General features: G+C 61.7%; 27 protein-coding genes and 1 pseudogene. 26 read left to right on the forward strand and 2 right to left on the reverse strand.

Features of this window, described 5'->3' with window-relative positions; genetic code table 11:
- Nucleotides 1–73: 73 nt before the first annotated feature.
- Entirely contained in the window at nucleotides 74–814 is a 741-nt protein-coding gene (locus H7850_RS12285) for an SDR family NAD(P)-dependent oxidoreductase (RefSeq protein WP_227369823.1), read from the forward strand.
- Between the two features lie 175 nt (nucleotides 815–989).
- Nucleotides 990–1,625: a helix-turn-helix domain-containing protein gene (locus tag H7850_RS12290; RefSeq protein ID WP_227370025.1), complete on the forward strand. Its 636-nt coding sequence runs from the start codon at nucleotides 990–992 to the stop codon at nucleotides 1,623–1,625.
- Nucleotides 1,626–3,267: 1,642 nt separating this feature from the next.
- Here the strand turns inward: H7850_RS12290 and H7850_RS12295 are convergent.
- Both H7850_RS12295 and H7850_RS12300 read right to left on the reverse strand, forming a co-directional pair.
- Nucleotides 3,268–4,356 (reverse strand): phage portal protein, encoded by a 1,089-nt coding sequence (locus H7850_RS12295; RefSeq protein ID WP_227369824.1) that lies wholly within the window; start codon nucleotides 4,354–4,356, stop codon nucleotides 3,268–3,270.
- Nucleotides 4,353–6,131, reverse strand: coding sequence for a terminase large subunit domain-containing protein (locus H7850_RS12300; protein WP_227369825.1), 1,779 nt, complete (start codon nucleotides 6,129–6,131; stop codon nucleotides 4,353–4,355). The genes H7850_RS12295 and H7850_RS12300 overlap by 4 nt, the downstream gene beginning before the upstream one ends.
- Before the next feature lie 153 nt (nucleotides 6,132–6,284).
- Here H7850_RS12300 and H7850_RS12305 point away from each other — a divergent pair, with 153 nt between their 5' ends.
- The 24 genes and pseudogenes from H7850_RS12305 (at nucleotide 6,285) to H7850_RS12420 (ending at nucleotide 23,328) form a co-directional block, all read left to right on the forward strand.
- The gene (locus H7850_RS12305; RefSeq protein ID WP_227369826.1) at nucleotides 6,285–7,106 is read left to right on the forward strand and encodes a GPO family capsid scaffolding protein; all 822 of its coding nucleotides are present in this window, start codon (nucleotides 6,285–6,287) and stop codon (nucleotides 7,104–7,106) included.
- A 12-nt stretch (nucleotides 7,107–7,118) separates the two neighbouring features.
- Nucleotides 7,119–8,129, forward strand: a complete 1,011-nt coding sequence (locus tag H7850_RS12310) for a phage major capsid protein, P2 family (protein ID WP_227369827.1) — start codon at nucleotides 7,119–7,121, stop codon at nucleotides 8,127–8,129.
- 9 nt (nucleotides 8,130–8,138) lie between these two features.
- Nucleotides 8,139–8,819: a phage terminase small subunit gene (gene gpM, locus H7850_RS12315; RefSeq protein ID WP_227369828.1), complete on the forward strand. Its 681-nt coding sequence runs from the start codon at nucleotides 8,139–8,141 to the stop codon at nucleotides 8,817–8,819.
- Nucleotides 8,820–8,939: 120 nt separating this feature from the next.
- Nucleotides 8,940–9,407: a head completion/stabilization protein gene (locus H7850_RS12320; protein ID WP_227369829.1), complete on the forward strand. Its 468-nt coding sequence runs from the start codon at nucleotides 8,940–8,942 to the stop codon at nucleotides 9,405–9,407.
- The gene (locus H7850_RS12325; RefSeq protein WP_227369830.1) at nucleotides 9,407–9,622 is read left to right on the forward strand and encodes a tail protein X; all 216 of its coding nucleotides are present in this window, start codon (nucleotides 9,407–9,409) and stop codon (nucleotides 9,620–9,622) included. Before H7850_RS12320 ends, H7850_RS12325 begins: the two co-directional genes overlap by 1 nt.
- Before the next feature lie 78 nt (nucleotides 9,623–9,700).
- Nucleotides 9,701–10,039, forward strand: coding sequence for a hypothetical protein (locus H7850_RS12330; RefSeq protein ID WP_227369831.1), 339 nt, complete (start codon nucleotides 9,701–9,703; stop codon nucleotides 10,037–10,039).
- Nucleotides 10,029–10,826: an N-acetylmuramidase domain-containing protein gene (locus H7850_RS12335; protein WP_227369832.1), complete on the forward strand. Its 798-nt coding sequence runs from the start codon at nucleotides 10,029–10,031 to the stop codon at nucleotides 10,824–10,826. Before H7850_RS12330 ends, H7850_RS12335 begins: the two co-directional genes overlap by 11 nt.
- 12 nt (nucleotides 10,827–10,838) lie before the next feature.
- Nucleotides 10,839–11,348: a hypothetical protein gene (locus tag H7850_RS12340; RefSeq protein WP_227369833.1), complete on the forward strand. Its 510-nt coding sequence runs from the start codon at nucleotides 10,839–10,841 to the stop codon at nucleotides 11,346–11,348.
- Entirely contained in the window at nucleotides 11,345–11,827 is a 483-nt protein-coding gene (locus H7850_RS12345) for a phage tail protein (RefSeq protein WP_227369834.1), read from the forward strand. Before H7850_RS12340 ends, H7850_RS12345 begins: the two co-directional genes overlap by 4 nt.
- Entirely contained in the window at nucleotides 11,827–12,279 is a 453-nt protein-coding gene (locus tag H7850_RS12350; RefSeq protein WP_227369835.1) for a phage virion morphogenesis protein, read from the forward strand. Before H7850_RS12345 ends, H7850_RS12350 begins: the two co-directional genes overlap by 1 nt.
- 60 nt (nucleotides 12,280–12,339) lie before the next feature.
- Nucleotides 12,340–12,996, forward strand: a complete 657-nt coding sequence (locus tag H7850_RS12355) for a phage baseplate assembly protein V (RefSeq protein WP_227369836.1) — start codon at nucleotides 12,340–12,342, stop codon at nucleotides 12,994–12,996.
- Nucleotides 12,996–13,346 (forward strand): GPW/gp25 family protein, encoded by a 351-nt coding sequence (locus H7850_RS12360; RefSeq protein ID WP_227369837.1) that lies wholly within the window; start codon nucleotides 12,996–12,998, stop codon nucleotides 13,344–13,346. The genes H7850_RS12355 and H7850_RS12360 overlap by 1 nt, the downstream gene beginning before the upstream one ends.
- Complete coding sequence (locus tag H7850_RS12365) at nucleotides 13,343–14,254, forward strand: baseplate J/gp47 family protein (RefSeq protein WP_227369838.1); 912 nt, start codon at nucleotides 13,343–13,345, stop codon at nucleotides 14,252–14,254. The genes H7850_RS12360 and H7850_RS12365 overlap by 4 nt, the downstream gene beginning before the upstream one ends.
- Nucleotides 14,247–14,867 carry a phage tail protein I gene (locus H7850_RS12370; protein ID WP_227369839.1) on the forward strand — a complete coding sequence of 207 codons (621 nt, stop codon included), beginning with the start codon at nucleotides 14,247–14,249 and terminating at the stop codon, nucleotides 14,865–14,867. The genes H7850_RS12365 and H7850_RS12370 overlap by 8 nt, the downstream gene beginning before the upstream one ends.
- An 8-nt stretch (nucleotides 14,868–14,875) precedes the next feature.
- Nucleotides 14,876–16,069 carry a phage tail protein gene (locus H7850_RS12375; protein ID WP_227369840.1) on the forward strand — a complete coding sequence of 398 codons (1,194 nt, stop codon included), beginning with the start codon at nucleotides 14,876–14,878 and terminating at the stop codon, nucleotides 16,067–16,069.
- A gap of 1 nt (nucleotide 16,070) precedes the next feature.
- A complete protein-coding gene (locus H7850_RS12380) occupies nucleotides 16,071–16,604 on the forward strand; it encodes a hypothetical protein (protein WP_227369841.1) in 534 nt (177 codons plus the stop codon).
- A 617-nt stretch (nucleotides 16,605–17,221) separates the two neighbouring features.
- Nucleotides 17,222–18,280 (forward strand): annotated as a pseudogene (locus H7850_RS12385) (phage tail sheath protein); the annotation flags it as partial.
- A 14-nt stretch (nucleotides 18,281–18,294) separates the two neighbouring features.
- Nucleotides 18,295–18,804 (forward strand): phage major tail tube protein, encoded by a 510-nt coding sequence (locus H7850_RS12390; RefSeq protein ID WP_227369842.1) that lies wholly within the window; start codon nucleotides 18,295–18,297, stop codon nucleotides 18,802–18,804.
- Nucleotides 18,805–18,882: 78 nt separating this feature from the next.
- Nucleotides 18,883–19,224, forward strand: a complete 342-nt coding sequence (locus H7850_RS12395; RefSeq protein ID WP_227369843.1) for a phage tail assembly protein — start codon at nucleotides 18,883–18,885, stop codon at nucleotides 19,222–19,224.
- A gap of 8 nt (nucleotides 19,225–19,232) precedes the next feature.
- Complete coding sequence (locus tag H7850_RS12400) at nucleotides 19,233–19,358, forward strand: GpE family phage tail protein (protein ID WP_227369844.1); 126 nt, start codon at nucleotides 19,233–19,235, stop codon at nucleotides 19,356–19,358.
- Between the two features lie 8 nt (nucleotides 19,359–19,366).
- Entirely contained in the window at nucleotides 19,367–21,655 is a 2,289-nt protein-coding gene (locus H7850_RS12405; RefSeq protein WP_227369845.1) for a phage tail tape measure protein, read from the forward strand.
- Between the two features lie 11 nt (nucleotides 21,656–21,666).
- Nucleotides 21,667–21,852, forward strand: coding sequence for a hypothetical protein (locus H7850_RS12410; protein WP_227369846.1), 186 nt, complete (start codon nucleotides 21,667–21,669; stop codon nucleotides 21,850–21,852).
- Nucleotides 21,853–21,856: 4 nt separating this feature from the next.
- Nucleotides 21,857–22,300 carry a phage tail protein gene (locus tag H7850_RS12415; RefSeq protein WP_227369847.1) on the forward strand — a complete coding sequence of 148 codons (444 nt, stop codon included), beginning with the start codon at nucleotides 21,857–21,859 and terminating at the stop codon, nucleotides 22,298–22,300.
- Complete coding sequence (locus tag H7850_RS12420) at nucleotides 22,297–23,328, forward strand: phage late control D family protein (protein WP_227369848.1); 1,032 nt, start codon at nucleotides 22,297–22,299, stop codon at nucleotides 23,326–23,328. Before H7850_RS12415 ends, H7850_RS12420 begins: the two co-directional genes overlap by 4 nt.
- Nucleotides 23,329–23,437: the final 109 nt, after the last annotated feature.

A 23,437-nucleotide genomic window follows, 5' to 3' on the forward strand; every position in this document is an offset into this window, starting at 1 on the left:
CTCAACAGGCCAATGCCTTGGCGACAGTCATCTATATTTCTTTTTATCAGCATCTATTAATCAAGGAGTCGTCATGCTCAGGCAACTACCCGATGATTTCAGCGCTCTCGTACTGGGCGCCTCAGGAGGCATTGGCCATGCAGTACTCAAGGCTTTGCTGGACAGTCGAAAACCAAAGCGCATCATTGCAGTCAGCCGCCACGCGCCGGGACTGGAGGATTCTAGACTGGAATGTCTGGCCCTGGATATCACGACTCAGGAAGGACAAGACACTCTCGCCGCGCATTTGAAAGACGCCCCACTTCATCTAATCTTCAATGCCATCGGGATGCTCCATGACGGCAACGCGGGCATCGCGCCGGAGAAGCGCTTCGAAGATCTAGACTTTGATGCGCTGGCGCGTCTCTTTCACGTCAACGCTGCCACTCCCGTCATGCTATTCAAGACACTCAAAGGCTCGTTGCTGGGCAAGCACCCGATCATCTTTGCCAGTCTTTCCGCCCGAGTGGGCTCCATCGAAGACAATGGCTTGGGAGGCTGGTATGCCTACCGCGCCAGCAAGGCGGCTCACAACATGTTCTTGAAGACGGCCGCCATAGAGCTTAAACGTCTCAATCGGCAAGCCATCGTTCTATGCCTGCATCCAGGAACTACCGATACCGACTTGTCGCAACCTTTTCAGGCCCGGGTACCAGAAGGCAAACTTTTTACCGCGAGCTTTGTCGCCGAACATCTATTGGACGTCATGGACCGTCGTACACCGGATGATAGCGGCAGTTTCTGGGATTGGGCCGGCGAGCCTATTGTCTGGTAAAAAGAGAAACTTTTTGTTTTACTAACTATTAACCTATGTTAATAGAAGCAGTGCTCTTCAAAAGTGATTCAATCCGCGGAAAGTTCTCGAAGTTCCTCATAGAAGCCTGATAATCCTAAACAAACTTCGACTCATTTTCTCTATGCTGGCACGAATGAAATCGTGAGATATCTTGATGGAAGCCTTGGGTGCTCGAATAAAACAATTACGCCAACAGGCCAAGCTCAGCAAAGCGGCTTTGGCACGCAAAGTAGGCGTATCCGATGTGTCGATCTCCTATTGGGAGTCCGGCACCATCCGCCAGGTTGGTCACGAACGTCTTGTAGCCCTGGCTGACGCGCTGGGATGCAGTCTTGAAGACTTACTCAAGACGCCTATTTCTCAACCTCAACCTCAGCCTCAGCCTCAGCCTCAGCGAGTACTCTATATCCAGGTACATCAACCGCCTCCCTGGCTTCAGCAAGCCGCCCCGATCTCCATCCTCGGTGACATTCCCGTGCCCAATCTGGACGATGACTGTCATTTGGTCACGCCGGCCCCTGGTGAAAGATTCGACTTCATCGACACCGGTGATTTGGCCGCAGTGCTGCCGACCAATACGTTTGTGCAAGATGGGTTGTACATACTCGAGCGCTTCGGCAGGTTGATCGTACGCTATCTGTCTCATACCGATAACGGCGATATCGACATCAGCGACGAATCCAAGCATATGGAACAAGCTCCGATGAGCGATCTACCCTATAAATTGCTTGGTCAGATTCGCACTCTATGGCAACTCACCGAAATACATAAGGAGACGTTTTACGATTAGAGAGTGTGATGCGATCGCGTGTCCACGCGACACGGCGATAGGTAGTTGATTCAACCGGTGGTGTAAATAATGACGTACATAAAAGTAGGCCCAGCCATTTCTGGCCGGGCCTTGCAGAGAAACGTACTCTGCTGAACGAAGAGTCCTCTGGTTCCTTGGCATCAAGGGCTTCCTGCCTGGATTGCCTCCTTCCCTTACACTGATCGTCCTGATCACGCACATCCTGTGCTTGCAGCCACTCATTGGCCACTGCTCTTCGCTTGAATACTCCAATCGCCTTGATGATGATCACGGCTCCATGCACAGCAGATATCTAATGATACTGCATACCTTCCTTGGTATTTTTTGATGCAACTTGGAGCGAAACCAGCTTATTGGCTGCTTTCTAGTGCCATGCGTCCTGCAGGCAAATCGAACGACTCCTTGCTCGATGGAGAGCATTATGTCTTATTTGAACTATTTTTTACTTAATCTATATTAATTGATGACCATCGATCGTGTAAGCAAAGAGCGGCATATTGTGTAGGTTATTTCTTACAAAACATGCACAAAAGCTAATATCTCTTAGTGACAAGGCCACTGAATCGCCATACACGGCCATGGTGTATGCATCATACGATCTCGAGCTCTGCATGGCGTGCCCGGAACGCATCCGAAATGCTCGTCGAAGTATAAAGACCGCTCCATGGCTATCTTCACCTCTGCAAGGCTCAGTTACCCGGGAAGGGCATGCGAGGCCAGACTATATATGCGAAACTGCCATCTATCCGATGCCGTCTTTAGCATACCCCTTGAAATGAATCTTCCAGAATTTGACAGAACCTTCTCCGTCGCGCCGATGATGGATCGGACTCTAATGCCGTAGTGGTAGGCTTCGCAGCGCTCAAGTACCAAATATGTGCCAACAGTATCCAGCTGCTGGCATTTTTTTGTCCTTGAAGAAGCTGAGCGGGAATAGTCGCGAGAGTGACGAGAGAAGAAGCATGTATGACTTGCGTGTGCGCGGGCGCGTTGAAGGGGGCTATCAGAATGTTTGGGGGGCTCGGAAAAAGGTAACAAAGGTAATGCTTTCTCAAATATCGTCATATCTTATTGTTTTGTATGTATTTAAAACGGTCGTTCAAAAGGTAACATAAAGGTGATGTAAAGGTGATGCGTTACCTTTTTAAATGGTAATTATCGTATTTTTATAAATCTATATATATCAATATCTTAGGAAAGCATTACCTTTTGCAGTACCAAACGTTACCTTTTTAGGGTAATTTTTTTATCCTTTAATATCATTAACTTAATACCTAAAAACATGGCGCGTTACCTGCATTACCTTTTTCCGAGGACCCCCCTGGCTTATAAACTGCCCTTTGGCCGCTGTGGCTGCTCTCATAGCCATTTAAAACGAAGGATTCCGAAGCAAAAACAGCATCTTATCGCTGTCCGTCAGCCGCTCTGTGTGAGCGCTCTAGCGGGCATTGAGGAAGTGAATAAAAACTGACCTACAAAGCGCGCAGGCGGGGCGGGGTGTCGACGGCGCGCGGTGGGGCGCCAGGGACTTTAGTAGGGGTGGCTGGTAGGACCTGAGCGGCAGGCACAAAAAAGCCGCTCAGATGAGCGGCAAGCCAGGGAGAACTTGGGGGCGTGGTGATCAGCGCGAGGGATCGAGGCCGGCGCCGCCGGGAGCGTCGAGGGAGTAGGGATTGAAGCGGATGATCTCTTCGCCCATCCGCTCGTTGATCTCCATGAAGGTGGCCTGCAGCGGTTCGAGCTCATTGGCGACGAAGACCCGGGCGGCCTTCTCGACATCGCCGAAGCCGCCAGTGTTCTGCGGAATGATGCCCATCAGCTGCGGCGGGATGCGGTGGCCGGCGAGCTGATCGTCCCGGGTGATGTTCTTGATGTTCCAGAACTCGTCCTTGGCCGCCACCTCGGACACCGGGATGATCTGCACCCCGTCCTTCTTTCCCTTCGGCGAATAGAGGAACAGGTTGCGAAAGTTGCCCGGGCCCTTGCTTTCGCGCAGCGCCTGACGCATGGCGTCGATGTCCTTCTGATCGTGGGCCTCGTCGTTGACGTACATGATGAAGCCGGCATGGCTGCCGTTGAGGTAGTAGCGGCGCCGGAACAGCGTCGCGCTCTCGTTGAGCCAGGCCGACTGCAGCGAGCCCAGATAGTCCGGCAGCCCATAGACGGTCTGATCGATATCCGGCTCGAGCAGATGCACCACCCTGCCCTTGGGCAGCTCGGTCTTATCCAGATAGTTGGGCACCCACCAGTAGCGGTTCGCCTGCTTGCCGCCGCGCCGCATGTACTTGGCCGGTAGATGGCGGAACGGCAGGCGCTTGCCGAGTCGCCCTTTCACCTCTTCCAGGTAGCAGTTGCCGAACACCAGATGATCGAGGGCCAAAGCGCTGAACGCCTGGCGGCTAAGCAGTGGATGCGGCTGGAAGGTGCGCAAAAGAATGTTGCGCTTCACCTGCAGCGCGCTGCCATGATGCGCGGTCGACCGATAGGATTGAGCCAGCACGCTGAACGGCACCGGTGGCTCGTACCACTCATCCGGGCTCAACCACACGCCCTCGTAGAACACATCGCGCAGGCTTGTCACCGGCTCGGGATCGCCGAACGAGAACGCCTCGGCTCTCGCCTTGCCAGGCGTTGGTTCCGGCGCGGCTTCGCCCTGCTTACTGTACGCCGGCACTCGAATCCGGGGCTTGTCGGCGATGTTATCGCTCATTCGAAGATCTCCATCATTGATTGACCGGTACCGGAATCATCCGGGCCCTCGATCGGTTCTTTGTGCAGGGCGTGCATCGTGGCCCAGGCGAGATCCGCATGGCCGGTCTGCTTGTTACGCCCCGAGGTATAGGTGAACTGGCGACCGCTGGCGGTGAGTTCCTTCTTGATCGCCATGAAGGACTGGGCCAGATCCGCCCAGCCCGCGTCGAATTCCAGGCGGTTCTTGCGCACGATCTGCTGGGCCTGCATGACCATGGTGGACTTGAGCTCCGGCGTGTAGCGGTAGCGCTCGACCAACGGGAACCACTTGGCCACGTACTCTGCCACGGCGCCGCCGAGCCCGGTGGTATCGATACCGATATGCTCGATGCGATAGCGCTCGCGGAACGACTTGATGAAGTCCGCCTGGGCTTCGTAGTCGTCGCCCTTGAGCCGGTGGCGTTCCAGGATTCGGTGTTTCTCGCCGACGGAGCGGGCCGGGAGAATGACCACCAGACCCGCGCCGTCGCCATCCTCGCCGGTACCGGTGGGGTCGTAGCCGATCCACACGCCACGATCCCCCACCGGTCGCGGGGCAAAGGGTCGGTAGTCGTCCCACACCTCCCAGCTATCGACCATGCAGTTCTGCAGTGCCGACAGCGGGAAGGCGCTCTGGCTGTCGTCGACGAACTGACACATCAGTAGGTTATCGAACTCATCCGGACTGTATTCCAGGCGTAGCTGCTCGATGTCGAACAGGTCACAGCCGCCGGCGATGGCATCCTCCACCGTGACGATCTGCCGCCAGTGCCCATCCGGGCATAGCGCCCCCGCCGCCAGGGCCGCATGGCTGACGTCGAACTCCTTGCGGTCGGCCTTGGTGCGACGCTTGTTGAACAGATCCCCGGTCCAGAACGGATAGGCCTCATGGCCGATGCTAGAGGGCGTGGAAAAATAGGTCTGCCGCCACTTCTTGTGCATGGCCATGCCGCTGGTGACCTTGCGGAATTCCTGGAAGCGGTGGATCCAGAAATACTCGTCCAGGTAGACGTCACCGTGATAGCCCTGGGCGGTCTTCGAGTTGGTGCCCAGAAAGTGCAGCTCCGCGCCGTTGTCCAACACGATCGGGTCGCCCTTGAGATCGACGTCGGTGATCTCCTTGACGAACTGGACGATATAGTTGCGGAAGATATGCGCCTGGGCCTTGGACGCCGAGAGGAAAATCTTGTTACGCCCATGCTCGAAAGCATCGACGATCGCCTCGCGAGCGAAGAAGAACGTTGCGCCGATCTGGCGGCTCTTGAGGATGTTGCGGATGCGGTGCTTCTGGCCGGCGTCATACCACTGCCGTTGGTAGGCGAAGGCCGTTTCCAGGAACGCCGTTTTCAGCGCCGCGATCTGCTCATCGTCCAGGGCATTGCGGCGTGGCTTCTTCTTCGGCCCCGCGTTGCGCGCCTCGATGTTCGGATTGAGGTCCGATTCCTTTCCGCTGCCCTCGTACTTGTGCACTCGGGCAAGCCGTTCGATCTGGCGGCCCAGCAGGTCGATCTCCTTGAAGTCGCGACCTTCCTTTTCCTCCTTGCCGATCAACTGCACCAGGCGCGCTTCGAGCGCCCCTTCCACGCGCTGGGTCGGGCTCGCCTCCGCCCAGCCGTCCCGGGCCTTCCAGGTGTGCACCGTCGCCGGCTTCTCGTCGAGAAATTCGGCGATACGCGCAATTCGCCACCCCTGCCAGTAGAGGTGGCGGGCGGTTACCCGGGGGGAGTCGAGAGTGTCGGGGGGCATCGTCGTCATGTCGCCAGCGTACCCGTGCGCGTGGCTTGCCTAACGCACCGCAAGTTGTAAGCGCTGGATATACAACCGCATTTTGTTGAGCCCCTGCCCCCGGGCGCGGAACCTGACGGCAGCAATCGCCCATGAACCGCCCATGTAACCCGAGGACACTCCATGCCCTGGTTCCGAGTCGCCACCCAAGGCGCTACCACCGACGGTCGAGAAATCTCGCGTGACTGGATCACGCAGATGGCCGGCAACTACGATCCCAAGAAATACGGCGCCCGTGTGTGGATGGAACACATGCGTGGTCTGTTCGCCGATGGCCCCTTCCCTGCGCTGGGTGACGTCAAAGCCGTCAAGGCAGAAGAGGTTGAAGAAGGCAAGATGGCCCTGTTTGCCGATATCGACCCGACCGACCAGCTCAAGGAGATCAATGGAAAACGCCAGAAGGTCTACACCAGCATCGAGGTAAATCCCAATTTTGCCGACACCGGCGAAGCCTACCTCGAAGGTCTTGCGGTTACTGACTCCCCGGCATCGCTGGGCACCGAGATGCTCAAGTTTTCGCGGAGTGCGGGCACTGCCTCACCGCTGGCCCATAAGAAGCAACACCCGGATAACGTCTTCTCGGAAGCGGTCGAGACCGATCTCGACTTCAGCGAGCCAGCTCCGGCAACTGAACAAGGCCCGAGCCTCGCCGATCGCGTCAAGGCGCTGTTCAAGAAGCACGACGCCAAGACCAACCAGGGCTTCGCCGACTTCCGCGCCGAACTCGAAACCACGCTCGAGCTGTTCGTGCAGAAGCACGCCGATCAGGCCGCCAAGATCGACGCCTTGCCCGACGAGAACGACTTCAACGCGCAGCGCACCGCGCACGACGAGTTGAAGGCCCGCTTCGATGAGCTGTACACCAAGCTCGACGACACCCCGGACACCCCCAATCGCCCCACCGCCACCGGCGGCAACGGCGGCACCGAACTCACCGACTGCTAAGGACCGCCGCACATGCGCAACGATACCCGCATCGCCTTCAACCGCCTGAAAGAGCGCATCGCGCAGCTTTCCGGCGTCACCTCCGCCACCGAGAGCTTCGCGGTGGAGCCCAGCGTCCAGCAGACCCTGGAATCCAAGATTCAGGAATCCAGCGAGTTCCTGGGTCGCATCAACATCGTCGGCGTCGACGAACTCAAGGGTGAAAAGCTCGGCCTCGGTGTTACCGGACCCATCGCCGCGCGCACCGACGTCAGCGCCAAGGATCGCCAGCCCCGCGACATCACCGGGCTGGACGCCAACAGCTACGAGTGCGTCTCCACGGAGTTCGACACCTATCTGCCTTGGTCGAAGCTCGACGCCTGGGCCAAGTTCCCGGACTTCCAGACCCGCGTGCGCAACGCCATCATTCGCCAGCAGGCGCTGGATCGCATCATGGTCGGTTTCAATGGTACCGCCGCAGCCGTCGAGACGGATCGCGTCGCCAACCCGCTGCTGCAGGACGTCAACGTCGGCTGGCTGCAGAAGTATCGCAACGACGCCCCGGCCCGGGTGCTCAGCGAGGTGGTCAGCGCCTCAGGCAAGGTCAATGTTGGTTCCAGCGGCGACTACGCCAACCTGGACGCCCTGGTGTTCGACGCGGTCAACGAGATGATCGAGCCCTGGTTCCGGGAGTCCACCGACCTGGTCGCCATCATGGGTCGCAAGCTGCTCGCGGATAAGTATTTCCCGCTGATCAGCCAGCATGCCGATACCCCCACGGAAGCCCGCGCCCTGGACCTTATCGTCAGCCAGAAGCGGGTCGGCGGACTGCAAGCGATCCGCGCCCCCTTCGTACCGGACGGTGCCATCTTCATCACCAGCCTCGAAAACCTCTCGATGTACTACCAGCTCGGCAGCCGTCGTCGCTACATCAAGGACAAGCCGGAGCGCAAGCGTGTCGAGAACTACGAGTCCAGCAACGACACCTACGTGGTCGAGGACTACGGCTTCGGCTGCCTGGTCGAGAACATCACCTTCGTATAAGGAACGCCCATGACGAGCCCCGCCCGTCGCCACTACCAGCGCATCACCGCCGCGAAAGCGGCGGGTGATGCCCAGAGTGGCCAGCCGCAAACCGGCGAACAGTACGAACTGCATGCCGCCGCCCTGTGGGAAGCCCGGCGCACCCTGAAGAACATCAAGTCCGTGGCCGCCAAGATAGACAAGAAGCGCGAACTGCTGCCGGAGTTCGACAGCTACGTTGCCGGCGTGATCGAGGCCGGCAACGGCGCCCAGGACGATGTGCTGATGACCATCATGGTGTGGCGCATCGATACCGGCGACATCGAAGGCGCCCTGGCCATTGCCGAGTACGCCTTGCACAACGGCCTGGACACCCCGGACCGCTACGAGCGCGATACCGCCTCGCTGGTCACCGAGCAGATCGCCGAGGAAGCCCTCAGCGAGATCGAAAGCGACGATGCGCAAGCCTACCGCCTGGCGCCGCTGCTCGAGCACCTGAACACACTGACCGCGGACATGGACATGCACGATCCGATCCGCGCCAAGCTGCACAAGGCCCTGGGCTATGCGCTGCGGGAATCCGGCGCCGGTGAGAGGGCGCTGGATCACCTAAAGCAGGCCCTTTCGCTCAACGAGCGCATCGGGGTCAAGAAGGACATCGAGAAGCTCGAACGCTTCATCAAGCAACAAAACGAGCGCGACCAGGGCTAACCCGGCCTGATCGCATCCACCGAGTCGCACGCCGACGTCAAGGGGGCGCGACGCTAGAGCAGACCCTCTCCCTGCTCGAACCGTCGCCCACCCCCTTCCTTACACCACCGGAGGTCCGTCATGTCACTGGTCGCCTACGGCACCGCCACCGCCACGGATGCCCCGGAGCTTGCCAACAACGGCTTTTGGCCGCCCCTCGATCCAGACGACTTCCGCGAGCAGCACCGACTCGACACCACCGTCACCGCGCCGCGCCTGGTGACGGCGTTGAGCATCGCCATGGCCAGCGTCAACCGGCAACTTAGCGACTTCCAGGCCGAGCAGATGGACGCCCAGCGCGGCACCGCCGATCTCATCCCCATCGAACCCTGGCAGATTCCCGGCCATCACGCCCTGCTGTATGTGCGGGCCGTTTTCGCCGAGGCCCATGCCCAGCTGCTGGAACGCTATCGGGACTATAGCGCGACGGATGTAGGCGACGAGCGGGGCGAGGCCAAGGCGGACGCCGCCGAGGATTACCGCCGGGACGCCCGCTGGGCGGTGGCGGAGATTGTCGGGCGTAACCACACAACCGTGGAACTCATTTGATGCAACGTAGCGTTCGCGCCCATCAATACGACACCGTCGATGCGATCTGCCAGCGGGTGTTCGGGCGCACCGCCGGCATCACCGAGCAGGTCATCGACATGAATCCCGGGCTGGCCGATCTCGGCCCGGTATTGCCCCAGGGCACCCTGGTCACGTTACCCGACGTGGCCACACAACAACCTAGCCGCACGCGAACCGTGCAGCTATGGGATTAACAACGCGCCGACCGAGCGCGAGTACGCAGAGGAAACCATGCACGACACCACAAGCCGACCGTCATGGGGACTAGACGGATGATCGAGGACACAACCGACGTGAAACCCTCTGTATTCGAGCGACACATGCAAACCGCCATTCAGGTCATTCTCGTGCTGCTGGTGGGCTGGGCCGGCATGAAGCTGGTCACCATCGGCGAGAGCAGCGCCGTACTGCGGGAACGGCTGCTGTACCAGGGCGAGCAGATCGAGCGCCTGCGCCGCGACCTGCGCGACTGGAGCAACGTCTACTACACCAAGAGCGACGCGGACCGAGAGATCGGCAGCCTGAAGTCTTCCGTGGAGAGCATCAAATCCTCGGTGTCCGGCCTGCGCGACCGCATCACCGTCATCGAGGGTAAAGCCAATGATTCTTGAATTCGGCGATACCGGCTATCGGGTCGAATCCCTGCAGCGGGATCTGGTGCGTGCCGGCTATACCATTGAAGTGGACGGATGGTTCGGCGACGAGACCGAAGCCGCCGTGCGCCAGGTGCAGTTCGATCACGGCCTGGTGCTGGATGGCCTTGCCGGCCCCAAGACCCGCCAGGCCCTGCAGCAGGGTCGCGCGAATAGTAAACACCTGCGCCAGATCGACCTGGTGCTGGCTGCCGAATACCTCGGCGTCGATGTGGCCACCATCATGGCGGTCAATGAGATCGAGTCCCGTGGCACAGGCTTCCACCCCACCGGCGAGCCGGTCATCCTGTTCGAGCGGCACATCATGCGTCGCCGCCTGATCACTCACGGCATCAATCCAGTGCCCTATCAGCATCAACAGCCCGATATCGTCAACCACAAGCCCGGCGGCTATTTCGGCGGTATTCGTGAGCAAAATCGGCTAGCGAAGGCCTACGAAATCCACGCCCCGGCGGCATTGGAGTCTGCGAGTTGGGGGCTTTTTCAGATCATGGGGTTTCATTGGCAGGATTTGGGTTATGACTCCGCCAGCGCCTTCGTTATCGCCATGGGCCAGGATGAATCGGCCCAACTGGATGCCTTCATACGCTTCATTGAGTTCAACGGGCCCATGCACGCGGCCTTGAAGCGCCTGGACTGGCGAGACTTCGCCCGCCGCTACAACGGCCCGGCCTACGCCCGCAACGACTACGACACTCGACTGGCTGCCGCCTATCGGCGTCACAGCCAGGCCATGGCCGCCTGACAGGAGAAAACAATGGACTGGAAAGGCATTGTAAAAACCGTAGCACCGGCACTTGGCACCGCTTTGGGGGGTCCGCTTGCCGGCGCGGCCATTCGCGAGATGGGGGATCGCTGGCTGGGTAATCCAGATGCCGATCGTGTCCAGGTGGAACAGGCAGTGCTCAATGCCTCACCAGAGCAGCTATCCGAGCTACGCAAGCTCGATGCGGAGTTCAGGGTACGCATGCGCGAACTTGATATCGACCTCGAAAAGCTAGAAGTCGAGGACCGTAAGAGCGCCCGCGATCTATTCTCGGTCAATATCTGGCCGCAAATCCTTCTCTCTTCAGTGTTCGGCGTCGGCTACTTTTGCGTGCTGTATATTTTCATGTCGAAAAACGTGACGGTCGATGACTCTTTGCGCGACGCATTCAACATCATCCTCGGTGTGCTCACTGCAGCCATCAACAGCATTCTGCAGTTCTGGTTCGGCTCTAGTCTTGGATCCAAGGAAAAGACCCGACAAATGAGGGTGAACCGATGAAAAAGCTCACCGCCCTGCGCAACCATCTGCTCGCCAGCGTCCCTGGCCTGGCCAACGACCCGGACCGGCTGCTGACCTTCGTCCAGGACGGCAGCATCCAGTTCCACCGCGGCCAACACCTGTCTCACCAGTACCTGGTGCCCGCCCAGATCGTACTCACCGACTACAGCGGCGAGCTCGATGCGGTGATCATCCCGCTGCTGCAGTGGCTGTCACACTACCAGCCGGATCTCGACCCGGACGAGGCGGTGCGCTTCGAAGCCGAGATCCTCGCCAACGACCGTTGGGATCTCGCCCTGAGCGTCACCCTCACTGAGCGGGTCGTTGCCCTGGTGGACTGCGCTGCCGGCAGCATCAAAAGCGAACATCGCATGCCGGAGTTCCCGATCGACGCCTGCCCTGCCACCGACTGGCAGCTGTACACCCAGGGGCCGAGTGACGCCGATTACACTCTCACCAGCGAATGGCAATCGCCCTGATGGACGATCTCGACGCCCTGGCGGATTGGGTCGCGCCGCTACTCGCCAAGGTGGAGCCCAAGCAGCGCCGGGCCTTGGCCCGCAAGGTCGCCCGCGACCTTCGGCGTAGCCAGCGCGAACGCATCAAAGCCCAGCAGAACCCGGACGGCACCGCCTACGCCCCCCGCAAGCCGCAGCACCGGGCCAAGCAGGGTGCCATTCGGCGCAAAGCGATGTTCTCGAAGATCCGCACCGCCAAATACCTCAAGGCCAAGGGCAGCCTGGAAAGCGCCGAGGTCGGTTTCGTCGGTCGCGTGGCGCATATCGCCCGCATCCACCAGAAAGGCTTGCGGGACAAGGTCGACAAGGACGGCCCTCGCTACAAGTACCCAGAACGTATCCTGATCGGATTCAGCGCCGCCGATCGCGAACTGATACAGGACGCCCTACTCAAGCACCTCACCGAGTTGTAAAACCCCGCCATACAACCCGTTTTACTAGAGCTGCAGCCCCGCGCGGGCAAGCATGGCGGCATGACACCGAACCCCTCGCATAGCGCCGCCGAACTACTGCGCCTCATCCACAACCTGATCCGCCTGGGCACCATCGCCGAGGTGGATCACAAGGCCGTGCGCGTGCGCGTCGCCATCGGCGAGCTGCTAACCGACTGGCTGCCCTGGATCGAGCAGCGCGCCGGCACCACCCGCGACTGGAACCCGCCGACCATCGGCGAGCAGGCCATCGTATTCTCGCCGGGCGGCGATATTGCTGCCGCCGTGGCGCTCTCCGGCATCAACAGCGCCGCTCATCCGGCGCCCTCGAGCAGCCCGGATAAATGGCTGAGGAAATTCCCGGACGGCGCGGTGATCGAATACGATCACGCGGCAAGCCACCTGCAAGCCACCCTCCCGGGGTCTGCTGGTATCAACGCCCAGGGCGCGGTTGAAATTACCACCGCCGCGACCCTAACCGCCACCGCCAGCGGCGGCGCGACGCTCAACGCCAACACCATCATCAACGGCAACCTGACGCTGAACGGTAATTTCAGCCAGCCCAGCGGCCAGACCGCCACCATGGCCGGCGATGTCGCCTTCACCGGCGCTGTCACCAGCAACGGCAAGGACATCAGCGCGAACCACAAGCACAAAGGCGTCCAGTCCGGCTCAAGCAACTCGGGAGGTGTCGTTTAATGCCCGGCATGAACGCCCAAACCGGCCGCCGCATCGACGGCCTCGATCATATCCGCCAGTCCGTGCGCGATATTCTCACCACGCCTATCGGTTCCCGGGTCATGCGCCGCGACTACGGCAGCCTGCTGCCCGATCTCATCGACCAGCCGCTGCACGACGCCACCCTGCTGCAAGCCTATAGCGCCGCCATCATGGCCCTGCTGCGCTGGGAGCCGCGTATCCGCGTGCAGGCCATTCGCAAGAGCGTCAGCACCACCCAGCCCGGCACCGCGACGCTCGAACTCGACGCCATCACCGCCGAGGGTGACGAGATCACGCTGGCAATACCGGTAACAGGAGCCAGCGCATGAGCAACCCCATCGATCTATCACGCTTGCCGGCCCCCACGGTCGTCGAAACGCTGGATTACGAGACCATACTCGACGAACGCAAGGCCGCCCTGGTCGCTCTGTACCCCAGCGACGAGCAGGCTGCCATCGCCGCCTTGCTCGAGCTCGAATCCGAGCCGCTCGCCAAGCTCTGCCAGGAAAACGCCTACCGCGAATTGCACTGGCGGCAGCGCGTCAACGAAGCGGCCAAGGCGGTGATGCTGGCGTTCTCGAAGAACGGCGACCTCGACCAACTCGCCGCGAATTACAACGTTGAGCGTCTCACCATCGACCCCGGCGACCCGGATGCCGTGCCGCCGGTGCCGCCGACTTATGAAAGCAACGACGATCTGCGCCTGCGCGCTCAAAGGGCCTTCGAAGGGCTCAGCGTCGCCGGCCCGCGGGGCGCCTACATATTCCATGCACTGAGCGCCGATGGTCGTGTCGCCGATGCCACCGCCATCAGCCCATCGCCAGCCGCCGCGCTAGTGACGGTGCTTTCGCGGCTGGGCGATGGCACCGCAACGCAAGATCTGCTCGATGTTGTCACGGCCGCGCTATCGGCGGAAGACGTGCGCCCGGTCGGGGACCGGCTCACGGTGCAATCTGCCGCCATCGTCAACTACAGCGTCGATGCCACCCTCTACGTCTACCCCGGTCCCGAGCAAGAGCCGATCCTCGCCGCTGCCGAGGCTGCCCTGGATGCGTATGTGAGCGCCCAGCGACGCATCGGACGCGACATTCGCCTGAGCGCCCTCTATGCCGTATTGCACGTCGAGGGCGTGCAGCGCGTCGAACTCACCGCGCCGCTGGTCGATGTGGTACTCGACGAGACCCAGGCCGCGCATTGCACCGGCACGAGTGTCGTGATCGGAGGCATCGATGAGTAATTCGTTGCTGCCACCCAATGCCACGCCGCTGGAACGTCATGTCGCCGAGGCCCTGGCCGAGATTCAGCGCGTACCGGTGCCGTTGCGTCAATTGTGGAACCCGGACACCTGCCCGGCGCATCTGCTGCCCTACCTTGCTTGGGCATTCAGCGTCGATCGCTGGGACACCACCTGGTCGGAAGCCACCAAGCGCGGCGTCGTGCGCGCCGCGTTCTACGTCCACCAGAAGAAAGGCACGATCTCGGCGCTGCGCCGGGTCGTCGAGCCCTTGGGTTATCTGCTGGAAGTCGATGAATGGTGGGAACAGGTGCCAGAGGGCGAGCCCGGCACCTTTGCCCTGCGCATCGGCGTGCTCGACACCGGCATCACCGACAGCATGTACACCGAGCTCACCCGGCTCGTCGATGATGCCAAGCCGCTCACCCGGCACATCACCGGGCTGGACCTTCTCGGCGAGTCGCGCGGCCCGCTGTATCTCGGCTCGGCCGTCTACGACGGCCACGAAACCACCGTCTACCCGTACACCGCCCCCGACACCCAGAGCAGCGGCCCGCTCTACATCGGCGGCGCGCTCGATGTCATCGACACAACCACCGTTTACCCTCAACCGTAGGAGCGCCCATGGCCCAGTTCTACACACTGCCCACGGCAATCGGCGAAGCGAAGATCGCCAACGCCATCGCCTTGGGCACGAGCATCACCATCACCGACCTCGCCATCGGCGATGGTGGCGGGGTCACGCCGGTGCCCGACAGCGACCGCACTATGCTGGTCAACGAGGTGCGCCGCGCCCCGATAAACACCAGCGTGGTGGACCCGGACAACCCTAACTGGATCGTTGTCGAGCAAGTGTTACCCCCTGACGTCGGTGGCTGGACCATACGCGAGATCGGGCTCTATGACGCCGACGGCGATCTCATCGCCTATGGCAACTACCCCGAGACCTACAAGCCGCAATTATCTGAGGGGTCGGGAAGGACGCAAACGATCCGCTTCGTGATGCAGGTTTCGGACACGGCGACGGTCACCCTTAAAGTGGATCCGTCCGTCGTGCTGGCCACGCGCAAGTATGCCGACGATGGCGTCGCGGCGCACGAGCAAGATCCTCAAGCCCATACCGACGACCAGATCGCGCTTAGCGCCGATATACCGCAGGCCCCGGGAGCTACCAACGTCGGCGCCGCCCTGGCGGCCCTGGGTGATTTTGCAGCTGATGGCTATCAAAACATCGCCGTGTTCGACGCCCCAGGCGTTACTGCGTGGCCTGTGCCTCAAATGCTGAAAGATGGCATCCGCAAGGCGAATGTAACCGTACTTGGTGGAGGTGGTGGTGGGGCGCTGTCTAGCGACGCTCAGTCGTCGTATGGTGGTGCTGGCGCAGGTGGTGCATCCATATCGCTGCTGGATCTCACTGGTGTTAGCACGGTCACAGTGACCGTTGGAGCGGGTGGCGCTGGTGCCGCTAATGCTGGTAATCCTGGCACGAATGGCGGGAGTTCCTCGTTTGGTGCATATTTGTCGGCCTCGGGAGGGGACGGCGTCAGTACCGCATCTCTCGGGTTTGGAGCAGAGGGCGGCATTGGTACAGGCGGTCTTATCAACGTCAACGGGGGAAACGGTTATCCAGCGACATCTACTGTCAACAGCGCCGCGAACTATTGGGGCGGTCAGGGTGGCGATTCGATTTTAGGCGGCGGCGGAAGGGGTGGGTCCAATGCATTTTCTACTCCTGGGACCGGTGCTGGTGGTGGATCAAAATACATCGCGGGCTCTGTGCCAGACGGTGGTGACGGCATTGTAATAGTGAGGTGGTGATATGTGGGCACGAATTCATGATGGCACCGTGGCCGAAATCACGGACAAAGACCCCGAAGGGCGGTTTCATCCGTCCATCGAGTGGGTCGTCTGTCACGCCCAGGTCGTGCCGGGCTGGTCCTTCGATGGCGCAACTTTCGCAGCACCGCCCGCCGCGTCGCTCGGCGACTTGGCTGCCGCCGCCATGGGCCGCATAAACGACGGCTATACCCGGGCCCTGGGGGGCATTCTCGACGAGTACCCCGCCGCCGAAACGCCATCGTTCGATAAACAGGAGCGCGAAGCCCGAGGCTGGCAGGAATGGCATGCTGCTGGCGCCGACCCCGGCACCGAGCCGCCAACGCCCTACCTCGATGCGATGCTCGCCGAGCGTCCCATCGGCAAAGCCGAGCTGGTCGGTCGCATCATCGCCAAGGCCGACGCCTACGTTACGGCGCACGGCAGCGCCACGGGCCGGCGTCACCGGCTCGAAGACGACGTCAAAGCCGCGCAGCTTGCCGAGGACCGCGCCGCGCTGGAAAAAATCGACTGGTAACCGCTGCCCTCACCCTAGCCCGCCGCCCGGCGGGCTTTTCCTGCCTTACAGGTTGTAAACCGACCATCTACAACCCCAATCACTAGAGCCTCGCGCCCGCGCGGGCAAGCATGGCAACACGCAATGCATTGCCAATCGCTCACCCTGCGCAGGAGCCCATCATGGCCCAGGATTACCATCACGGCGTTCGCGTCGTCGAAGTCAACGAAGGCACCCGACCGATACGCACCGTCAGCACCGCCGTGGTCGGTGTGATCTGTACCGCTCCCGAAGCCGCCGCCGGCGTGGCCGCCGCCTTGACTCTAAATTTCGCCGCAGCCTATACCGGCATCACCTACACCGCCGCTTCGGCAGGCACCGACGGTAACGCCATCCGCGTTCGCTATCTCGATCCCGACGACGTCTCCCAGGCGCTGGCGGTCAGCGTCAGCGGCAAGGACATCACCGTCCGCCTTGCCACCGACATCGAGGGCGCCATTACCAGCACCGCCGCCGAGGTGGCTACGGCCATCAACGGCGCGCCGGAAGCCGCGGCCCTGGTCACCGCCACCGAGGACGGTAGTGGTGCGGGCGTGGTCTCCGCCATCGGTTACCAGAACCTGACAGGCGGCCAGGACGAACCCCTGCCGCTGGATACACCGGTGCTGGTCACGGATATCTACGCCGCCATCGCCAATGCCGGCGAAGAGGGAACGCTGGCCCGCTCGCTGGATGCCATCGTCAAGCAGACCAAGACCCTGGTGGTAGCGGTTCGGGTCGCGGAGGGTGTCGACGACGCCGAGACCAAGGCCAACGTCATAGGCGGTGTCGACCCACTCACCGGCAAGAAGACCGGCATGCAGGCGCTGCTGGCCGCCGAGCAGCGCTTCGGCGTCAAGCCGCGCATTCTCGGCGTGCCGGAGCTCGACGACGCGGACGTGACCAGCGAGCTGATCGCCATCGGCCAGAAGCTGCGCGCCTTCGTCTACGCCTCCGCCGGCGACAGCAAGACCAAGGAAGAAGCGGCCATGTACCGCGAGAACTTCGGCGCTCGCGAGGTCATGGTGATCTGGCCGGACTTCACCGGCTTCGACACCGTTACCCAGTCCACCCGCACGCACAGCGCCGTAGCCCGGGCGCTGGGTCTGCGCGCCAAGCTCGACAACGAAATCGGCTGGCACAAGACGCTCTCCAACATCGCGGTCAACGGCGTCAGCGGCATCAGCCAAGACGTGTTCTGGGATTTACAGGATCCGGCCACCGATGCGGGCTATCTCAACAGCCACGAGGTGACCACGCTGATCAATCGCGGCGGCTACCGCTTCTGGGGCTCGCGCACCTGCTCAATCGATCCGCTGTTCGCCTTCGAGAACTACACCCGCACCGCCCAGGTACTCGCCGACACCATCGCCGAGGCGCACCTCTGGGCCGTGGACAAGCCGATGCATCCGAGCCTGGTCAAGGACATCGTCGAAGGCATCAACGCCAAGTTCCGCGAACTGATTCGGCTCGGCTACCTGCTCGGTGGCGAAGCCTGGTTCGACGAAGAGATCAACAGCCCCGAGGTGCTCAAGGCGGGCAAGCTCTACATCGACTACGACTACACCCCGGTGCCGCCGCTGGAGAACCTGATGCTGCAGCAGCGCATCACCGACCGCTACCTGGTCGACTTCGCCGACCGTGTCGCCGCCGCTTAAACAGGAGATAGACCATGGCACTTCCCAAGATTCTGAAAGATTTCAACCTGTTCGGCGACGGCGACAACTGGCAGGGCCAGATTCCGTCCCTCACGCTGCCGGAACTCGCCCGGCGCATGGTCGAGTACGAGGGCGGCGGCATGGAAGGCCCCATCGAAGTCGACCAGGGCGCCCAGCTGCAGGAGTTCGAGTGGACCGCCGGTGGCATGATCGCCGAGATCTTCGACAGCTACGGCTCACCGATCCACGACGCCGCCCTGCTACGCATGACCGGCAGCTACGAAAGCGACGAGACCGGCGAGACGTTCCCGGTGGAGATCGTCGTGCGCGGACGCCACAAGACCATCGCCATGGGCGAAGCATCAAAGGGCGACAACAACACTATCTCGGTCACCACCACCGTCAGTTACTACAAACTGACCGTCGACGGCGAGGATCTTATCGAGCGCGACGTGCCCGGCATGGTGTTCAAGGTGCGCGGCGTAGACCGCTACGCCCAACGCCGCCGGAATCTCGGCGTATAAGCGCCCATCGATCCATCCAGCGCCGGCCAGCAGGCCGGCCCAGCAATACAAGCCATCATCAACCCCCAGGAGAAACCCATGAGCGAGCAGGAACAGAAGCAAGCCCCGGCAGCGTCAAGCGTCACCACCGAAACCGTCGAGCTCGACACACCCATCCAGCGTGGCTCGAAAAGCGTCGCCACCATCACCGTGCGCAAGCCGCTGGCCGGCGCCCTGCGCGGCGTCAGCCTGACGGACGTGCTGCAGATGGACGTATCGGCGCTATGCAAGGTGCTGCCGCGTATCACCGACCCGGCATTGACCGATGCGGAGCTGCGCAACCTGGACCCGGCGGACATGGTGCAGCTGGGCGGCGTGGTGGCGGGTTTTTTGCTACCGAAGCGGGCCAAGGGGGAGAACCCGGATTACCTCGAAGCGTAGACGATGCCATGGCGGACCTTGCCATGGTGTTCCACTGGCGGCCGGAGGACATGGCCGCCATGCCCCTCACCGAGCTGATGGAGTGGCGTGAGCGCGCCAGAATCCGCAGCCAGACCGATCAACCGAAACGCTAAGGACCGACATGGCCCGCGATCTCAAGCTGCAAGTCATCCTCGACGCAGTCGACCGGGTCACCGGTCCGCTCAAGAACATCACCCGCGGCAGCGGCAAGACCGCCGAGGCATTGAAGGCCAGCCGGGAAGAACTCAAGCGACTCAATCAACAGCAGCGCGACGCCAAGACCCGCATGGATCAGGCCGGCGGCGCCACGGATCGCTACGCGGACGAGCAGCGTGCGCTTGCCGCACGGATAAAAGACGTCAACGCCCATATCAAGACCCAGCAGGAGCGGCTTTCCAAGCTCGCCCAGAAGCAGAAGGCGGCCCGGGACGCCAGCCGACGCTATTCTCGCGATCTCAACCGCGCCCAGGCCATGGCCGGCACCGGGGCTGCTGGTCTGGCAACCGGCGGAGCTGCCCTCTATGGCGGTGCCCGGCTGCTCGCCCCCGGAGTGGACTACGGTGCGGCAATGTCCCGCGTGCAGGCCCTGACCCGATTGGACAAGGACGACCCGCGCCTGCAGGCGCTGATGGATCAAGCCCGGGAACTGGGCTCGACCACGTCTTTCAGTGCCACCGAGGCCGCCGGAGCACAGGGCTTTCTGGGTATGGCGGGCTTCGACCCGGAGGCGATACTTGCCGCCATGCCGGACATGCTGGCCCTGGCCAAGGCCAGCAACGCGGAGCTTGGCAGGACGGCGGACATTGCCTCGAATCTACTCTCCGGCTTCGGACTGGCTCCCCAGGAGATGGGACGCTTGGCGGACGTGATCACTGCCACAACCACCCGGGCCAACGTCGATCTGGAAATGCTCGGCGAGTCGATGAAGTACGTCGCGCCCCAGGCCCGAGCCATGGGACTGTCACTTGAGGAAGCCGCCGCCATGGCCGGCTTGCTGGGCAACGTGGGTATTCAGGGCAGTCAGGCGGGTACGACGCTGCGGGCCATGATGACGCGCCTTGCCGCGCCCACCGGCAAGGCCGCCGGAGCGCTCGAGGCGCTGGGGGTCAACGGCAAGGACGCCGAAGGTAACCTGCGCAACGTGCCGAAGATCCTCGCCGACGTGGCCCGGGCCACTGAACGAATGGGTAACGCCGATCGCGCCGAATACCTGAAGAACATCTTCGGCGAGGAACCCGGCGCCGGCATGGCGGAACTGATCGCCCAACAGGGCGCCGCCGGGGTCGAGCAGTTCGTCGAGATCCTCACCAATGCCGCCGGCGAGAATGCCCGGGTGGCCAAGGTGATGGCGGACAACATCCAGGGCGATCTGCTGGGCCTCAACAGCGCCTGGCAGGAGATCGGCATCACCATCACCGACACCAACCAGGGCCCGCTCCGCGAGCTGATCCAGAACGTGACCGAAATCACCCGGGGCGTGGGAAACTGGATGAAGGAGAACCCCGAATTGGCCGGGACGCTGGCCACCGTCGCCGCTGGACTGGCCACCACCGTAGCGGTGGGCGGTGGCCTGCTGGTGTTGCTGGGCTCGATCCTCGGGCCGATTGCCGCAGTGCGCTACGCCCTCACCCTACTGTCGCTGAATCCGGTATCGCTGACCATCATGGGAATCGTTGCCGCCGTGACATTGCTGGCCGCCGGTGCCTACTACGTCTACAAGCACTGGGACGGCATCAGTTCCTGGTTCGGCGAGCGCTGGCAGCAGGTCAAGGACGCCTTCAATGACGGTATTGGGGCTGTCGGCAAGCTGCTGCTCAACTGGTCGCCCCTTGGCCTGCTCTACAAGGGCATCACCGCCGCGCTCGAAGCGCTGGGGGTCGAGATCCCGGACAAGTTCAAGAACCTGGGCAACGCCATCATCGATGGCCTGATCGGTGGCATCGGCGACAAGTTCGGCGAACTCAAGAACAAGATTACCGGCATCGCCGGAAACGTCTCCGGCTGGTTCAAGGACACCCTGGGCATCAAATCGCCCTCTCGCGTTTTCATGAGCCATGGCGCCGACACCTTGGCGGGCTATCAGAAGGGCCTGGCCGCCAATGAAGGTGCCCCGCTGAAACAGATTGGCGCTTTCGGCAAGCGCATGAAGCAAGCCGGCGCGGGCCTGGCGATCGGCGCGGCTAGTCTGCCGGCGGTGGCGGACATCCCGCTGGATACCCGGGCACCGATGTCCGCCGCATCCGGTGGCAACGTGACGTTCACGTTTGGCGATATCAATGTGCACCCCTCCCCCGGCATGGACGAGCAGGCGCTCGCCCGTTACGTGGGCATCGAGGTGCAACGCGCCCTCGCCCAGGCCGAACGCGATGCCGGCGTGCGCCGCCGCTCCGCGCTTTACGATACCGACTGAGGATGCTTGAGATGAAAGTAAAGATAGGCAATCGCAGTTACGACGCTACCGAAAAACCGATAGCGATAATCCTTACCGATCAAGATAAGAAAAACATTCAGAACATGCACAACAACTGCACGATGTACGCGATATTCCCTGATGACTGGGGAAGCAAGGAAGAAATGCAAGCATGGTTAAAAAAGCATAAGGATTAAGGCAATGATGATGGTCTACGGCATGTTCGTGTTTTCGCTTGGCACCGCCGCCTATCAGGAATTCCAACGCCAGACACAATGGCGTCATGCCAGCCAGTCGCGCATCGGCGCCCGACCGGCAAGGCAGTTCCTGGGCGTGGGCGACGACACAATTACCCTCACCGGCACCCTGCTGCCCGAGTTCACCGGCGGGCAATCGAACCTTGATCAACTTCGCCAAATGGCGGACGAAGGGGCGGCCTGGCCGCTGATAGAGGGCACCGGCACCCTGTACGGCGTCTACGTGATCGAATCGCTCAACGAGCGCAAGAGCCGCTATTTCAAGGACGGCGCTGCCCAGCAAATCGAGTTCGACATCACCCTGCAACGCATCGACGACCAGCGCACCGACCTGCTCGGCACGCTGACCAACCAGGCATTGCGCGGTATCACCGGGGCCCTGGCATGAGCTGGCTTACCCAGCAGATGGCCCGCCCGGCACGCACGCCGGACTATCGCATCAGCCTGCAGGGGCAGGTGATCACCCCGCGCTTTCGGGGTCGGGTCGAGAGTCTGCGCCTGACGGATCGACGCGGCCTCGAGGCGGACCAGCTCGACCTGGTACTGACCGACGACGACGCCGCCCTGGCATTGCCGCCGCGCGGCGCGGAACTCACCCTGGCCATCGGCTGGAAAGGCGAGCCGTTGATAGAGCGTGGCGTGTTCATCGTCGACGAGGTGGAGCATTCCGGGGCACCGGACAAGCTCAGCATTCGCGCCCGCAGCGCGGACATGCGCGGCAGTCTGCCGGGCAAGCGCTCCCAGAGCTGGCACAAACTGACCCTCGACGACATCGTCACCACTATCGCCAAACGTCACGACCTCACCCCCAAGATCGGCACTTCCCTGGCCGGGATCCGTGTCGGGCACATCGACCAGACCGACGAGAGCGACATGAATTTCCTCACCCGCCTCGCCGAGCGCTTCGACGCGGTGGCCACGGTCAAGGCCGGTAACCTGCTGTTCATTCACGCCGGCCAGGCCACCACCGCCGGCGGACTGGAAATCACACCCATCCAGTTGCGCCGCCAGGACGGCGACCAGCACCGCTATGTAGTCACGGATCGGGACAGCTACACCGGCGTGATCGCCTACTGGAACGATGTCTCCGGTGCCAAGCGCCAGGAAGTGATCGCCGGCGACGACGACAACCCCAAGCGTCTGCGCCCCACCTATGCAAGCGAGGACGACGCCCTCGCCGCAGCCCAGGCGGAATGGCAGCGCCTGCAGCGCGGTCACGCGGAGTTCACCCTATCGCTGGCCGAAGGCAGGCCGGATCTCTACCCGGAAACGCCCGCCTGGATGATCGGCTTCAAGCCGGAGATCGAGCAGACCCCTTGGCTGCTGGTGGAGATCACCCACGAGCTGAGTGACAGCGCCTACACCGCCAGCCTGCAATTCGAGATCCGCAATACCGACAGGCAAGCGCCCTATTGATAGCCTTTTAACGCAATAGCGTGCGGTAATAGCCCAGCAAGGAAACAAACTAGGGTTATTTTTAGGGTTATCAGGGTTATTTTGTATTGAAATTAACCTGTCGCGGGGT

It is taken from the genome of Halomonas sp. M20 (assembly GCF_020622265.1).
Lineage (GTDB): Bacteria > Pseudomonadota > Gammaproteobacteria > Pseudomonadales > Halomonadaceae > Modicisalibacter.

What these genes read in the sequence shown, in the direction of transcription:
- H7850_RS12400 (WP_227369844.1), top strand. Translation starts at nt 19,233, where the DNA reads ATGGCGGACCTTGCCATGGTGTTCCACTGGCGGCCGGAGGACATGGCC.
- H7850_RS12380 (WP_227369841.1), top strand. Translation starts at nt 16,071, where the DNA reads ATGTGGGCACGAATTCATGATGGCACCGTGGCCGAAATCACGGACAAA.
- H7850_RS12355 (WP_227369836.1), top strand. Translation starts at nt 12,340, where the DNA reads ATGACACCGAACCCCTCGCATAGCGCCGCCGAACTACTGCGCCTCATC.
- H7850_RS12410 (WP_227369846.1), top strand. Translation starts at nt 21,667, where the DNA reads ATGAAAGTAAAGATAGGCAATCGCAGTTACGACGCTACCGAAAAACCG.
- H7850_RS12350 (WP_227369835.1), top strand. Translation starts at nt 11,827, where the DNA reads ATGGACGATCTCGACGCCCTGGCGGATTGGGTCGCGCCGCTACTCGCC.
- H7850_RS12305 (WP_227369826.1), top strand. Translation starts at nt 6,285, where the DNA reads ATGCCCTGGTTCCGAGTCGCCACCCAAGGCGCTACCACCGACGGTCGA.
- H7850_RS12415 (WP_227369847.1), top strand. Translation starts at nt 21,857, where the DNA reads ATGATGATGGTCTACGGCATGTTCGTGTTTTCGCTTGGCACCGCCGCC.
- H7850_RS12370 (WP_227369839.1), top strand. Translation starts at nt 14,247, where the DNA reads ATGAGTAATTCGTTGCTGCCACCCAATGCCACGCCGCTGGAACGTCAT.
- gpM (WP_227369828.1), top strand. Translation starts at nt 8,139, where the DNA reads ATGACGAGCCCCGCCCGTCGCCACTACCAGCGCATCACCGCCGCGAAA.
- H7850_RS12405 (WP_227369845.1), top strand. Translation starts at nt 19,367, where the DNA reads ATGGCCCGCGATCTCAAGCTGCAAGTCATCCTCGACGCAGTCGACCGG.
- H7850_RS12365 (WP_227369838.1), top strand. Translation starts at nt 13,343, where the DNA reads ATGAGCAACCCCATCGATCTATCACGCTTGCCGGCCCCCACGGTCGTC.
- H7850_RS12325 (WP_227369830.1), top strand. Translation starts at nt 9,407, where the DNA reads ATGCAACGTAGCGTTCGCGCCCATCAATACGACACCGTCGATGCGATC.
- H7850_RS12375 (WP_227369840.1), top strand. Translation starts at nt 14,876, where the DNA reads ATGGCCCAGTTCTACACACTGCCCACGGCAATCGGCGAAGCGAAGATC.
- H7850_RS12360 (WP_227369837.1), top strand. Translation starts at nt 12,996, where the DNA reads ATGCCCGGCATGAACGCCCAAACCGGCCGCCGCATCGACGGCCTCGAT.
- H7850_RS12320 (WP_227369829.1), top strand. Translation starts at nt 8,940, where the DNA reads ATGTCACTGGTCGCCTACGGCACCGCCACCGCCACGGATGCCCCGGAG.
- H7850_RS12395 (WP_227369843.1), top strand. Translation starts at nt 18,883, where the DNA reads ATGAGCGAGCAGGAACAGAAGCAAGCCCCGGCAGCGTCAAGCGTCACC.
- H7850_RS12295 (WP_227369824.1), bottom strand. Translation starts at nt 4,356, where the DNA reads ATGAGCGATAACATCGCCGACAAGCCCCGGATTCGAGTGCCGGCGTAC.
- H7850_RS12340 (WP_227369833.1), top strand. Translation starts at nt 10,839, where the DNA reads ATGGACTGGAAAGGCATTGTAAAAACCGTAGCACCGGCACTTGGCACC.
- H7850_RS12390 (WP_227369842.1), top strand. Translation starts at nt 18,295, where the DNA reads ATGGCACTTCCCAAGATTCTGAAAGATTTCAACCTGTTCGGCGACGGC.
- H7850_RS12290 (WP_227370025.1), top strand. Translation starts at nt 990, where the DNA reads ATGGAAGCCTTGGGTGCTCGAATAAAACAATTACGCCAACAGGCCAAG.
- H7850_RS12420 (WP_227369848.1), top strand. Translation starts at nt 22,297, where the DNA reads ATGAGCTGGCTTACCCAGCAGATGGCCCGCCCGGCACGCACGCCGGAC.
- H7850_RS12285 (WP_227369823.1), top strand. Translation starts at nt 74, where the DNA reads ATGCTCAGGCAACTACCCGATGATTTCAGCGCTCTCGTACTGGGCGCC.
- H7850_RS12345 (WP_227369834.1), top strand. Translation starts at nt 11,345, where the DNA reads ATGAAAAAGCTCACCGCCCTGCGCAACCATCTGCTCGCCAGCGTCCCT.
- H7850_RS12335 (WP_227369832.1), top strand. Translation starts at nt 10,029, where the DNA reads ATGATTCTTGAATTCGGCGATACCGGCTATCGGGTCGAATCCCTGCAG.
- H7850_RS12310 (WP_227369827.1), top strand. Translation starts at nt 7,119, where the DNA reads ATGCGCAACGATACCCGCATCGCCTTCAACCGCCTGAAAGAGCGCATC.
- H7850_RS12300 (WP_227369825.1), bottom strand. Translation starts at nt 6,131, where the DNA reads ATGACGACGATGCCCCCCGACACTCTCGACTCCCCCCGGGTAACCGCC.
- H7850_RS12330 (WP_227369831.1), top strand. Translation starts at nt 9,701, where the DNA reads ATGATCGAGGACACAACCGACGTGAAACCCTCTGTATTCGAGCGACAC.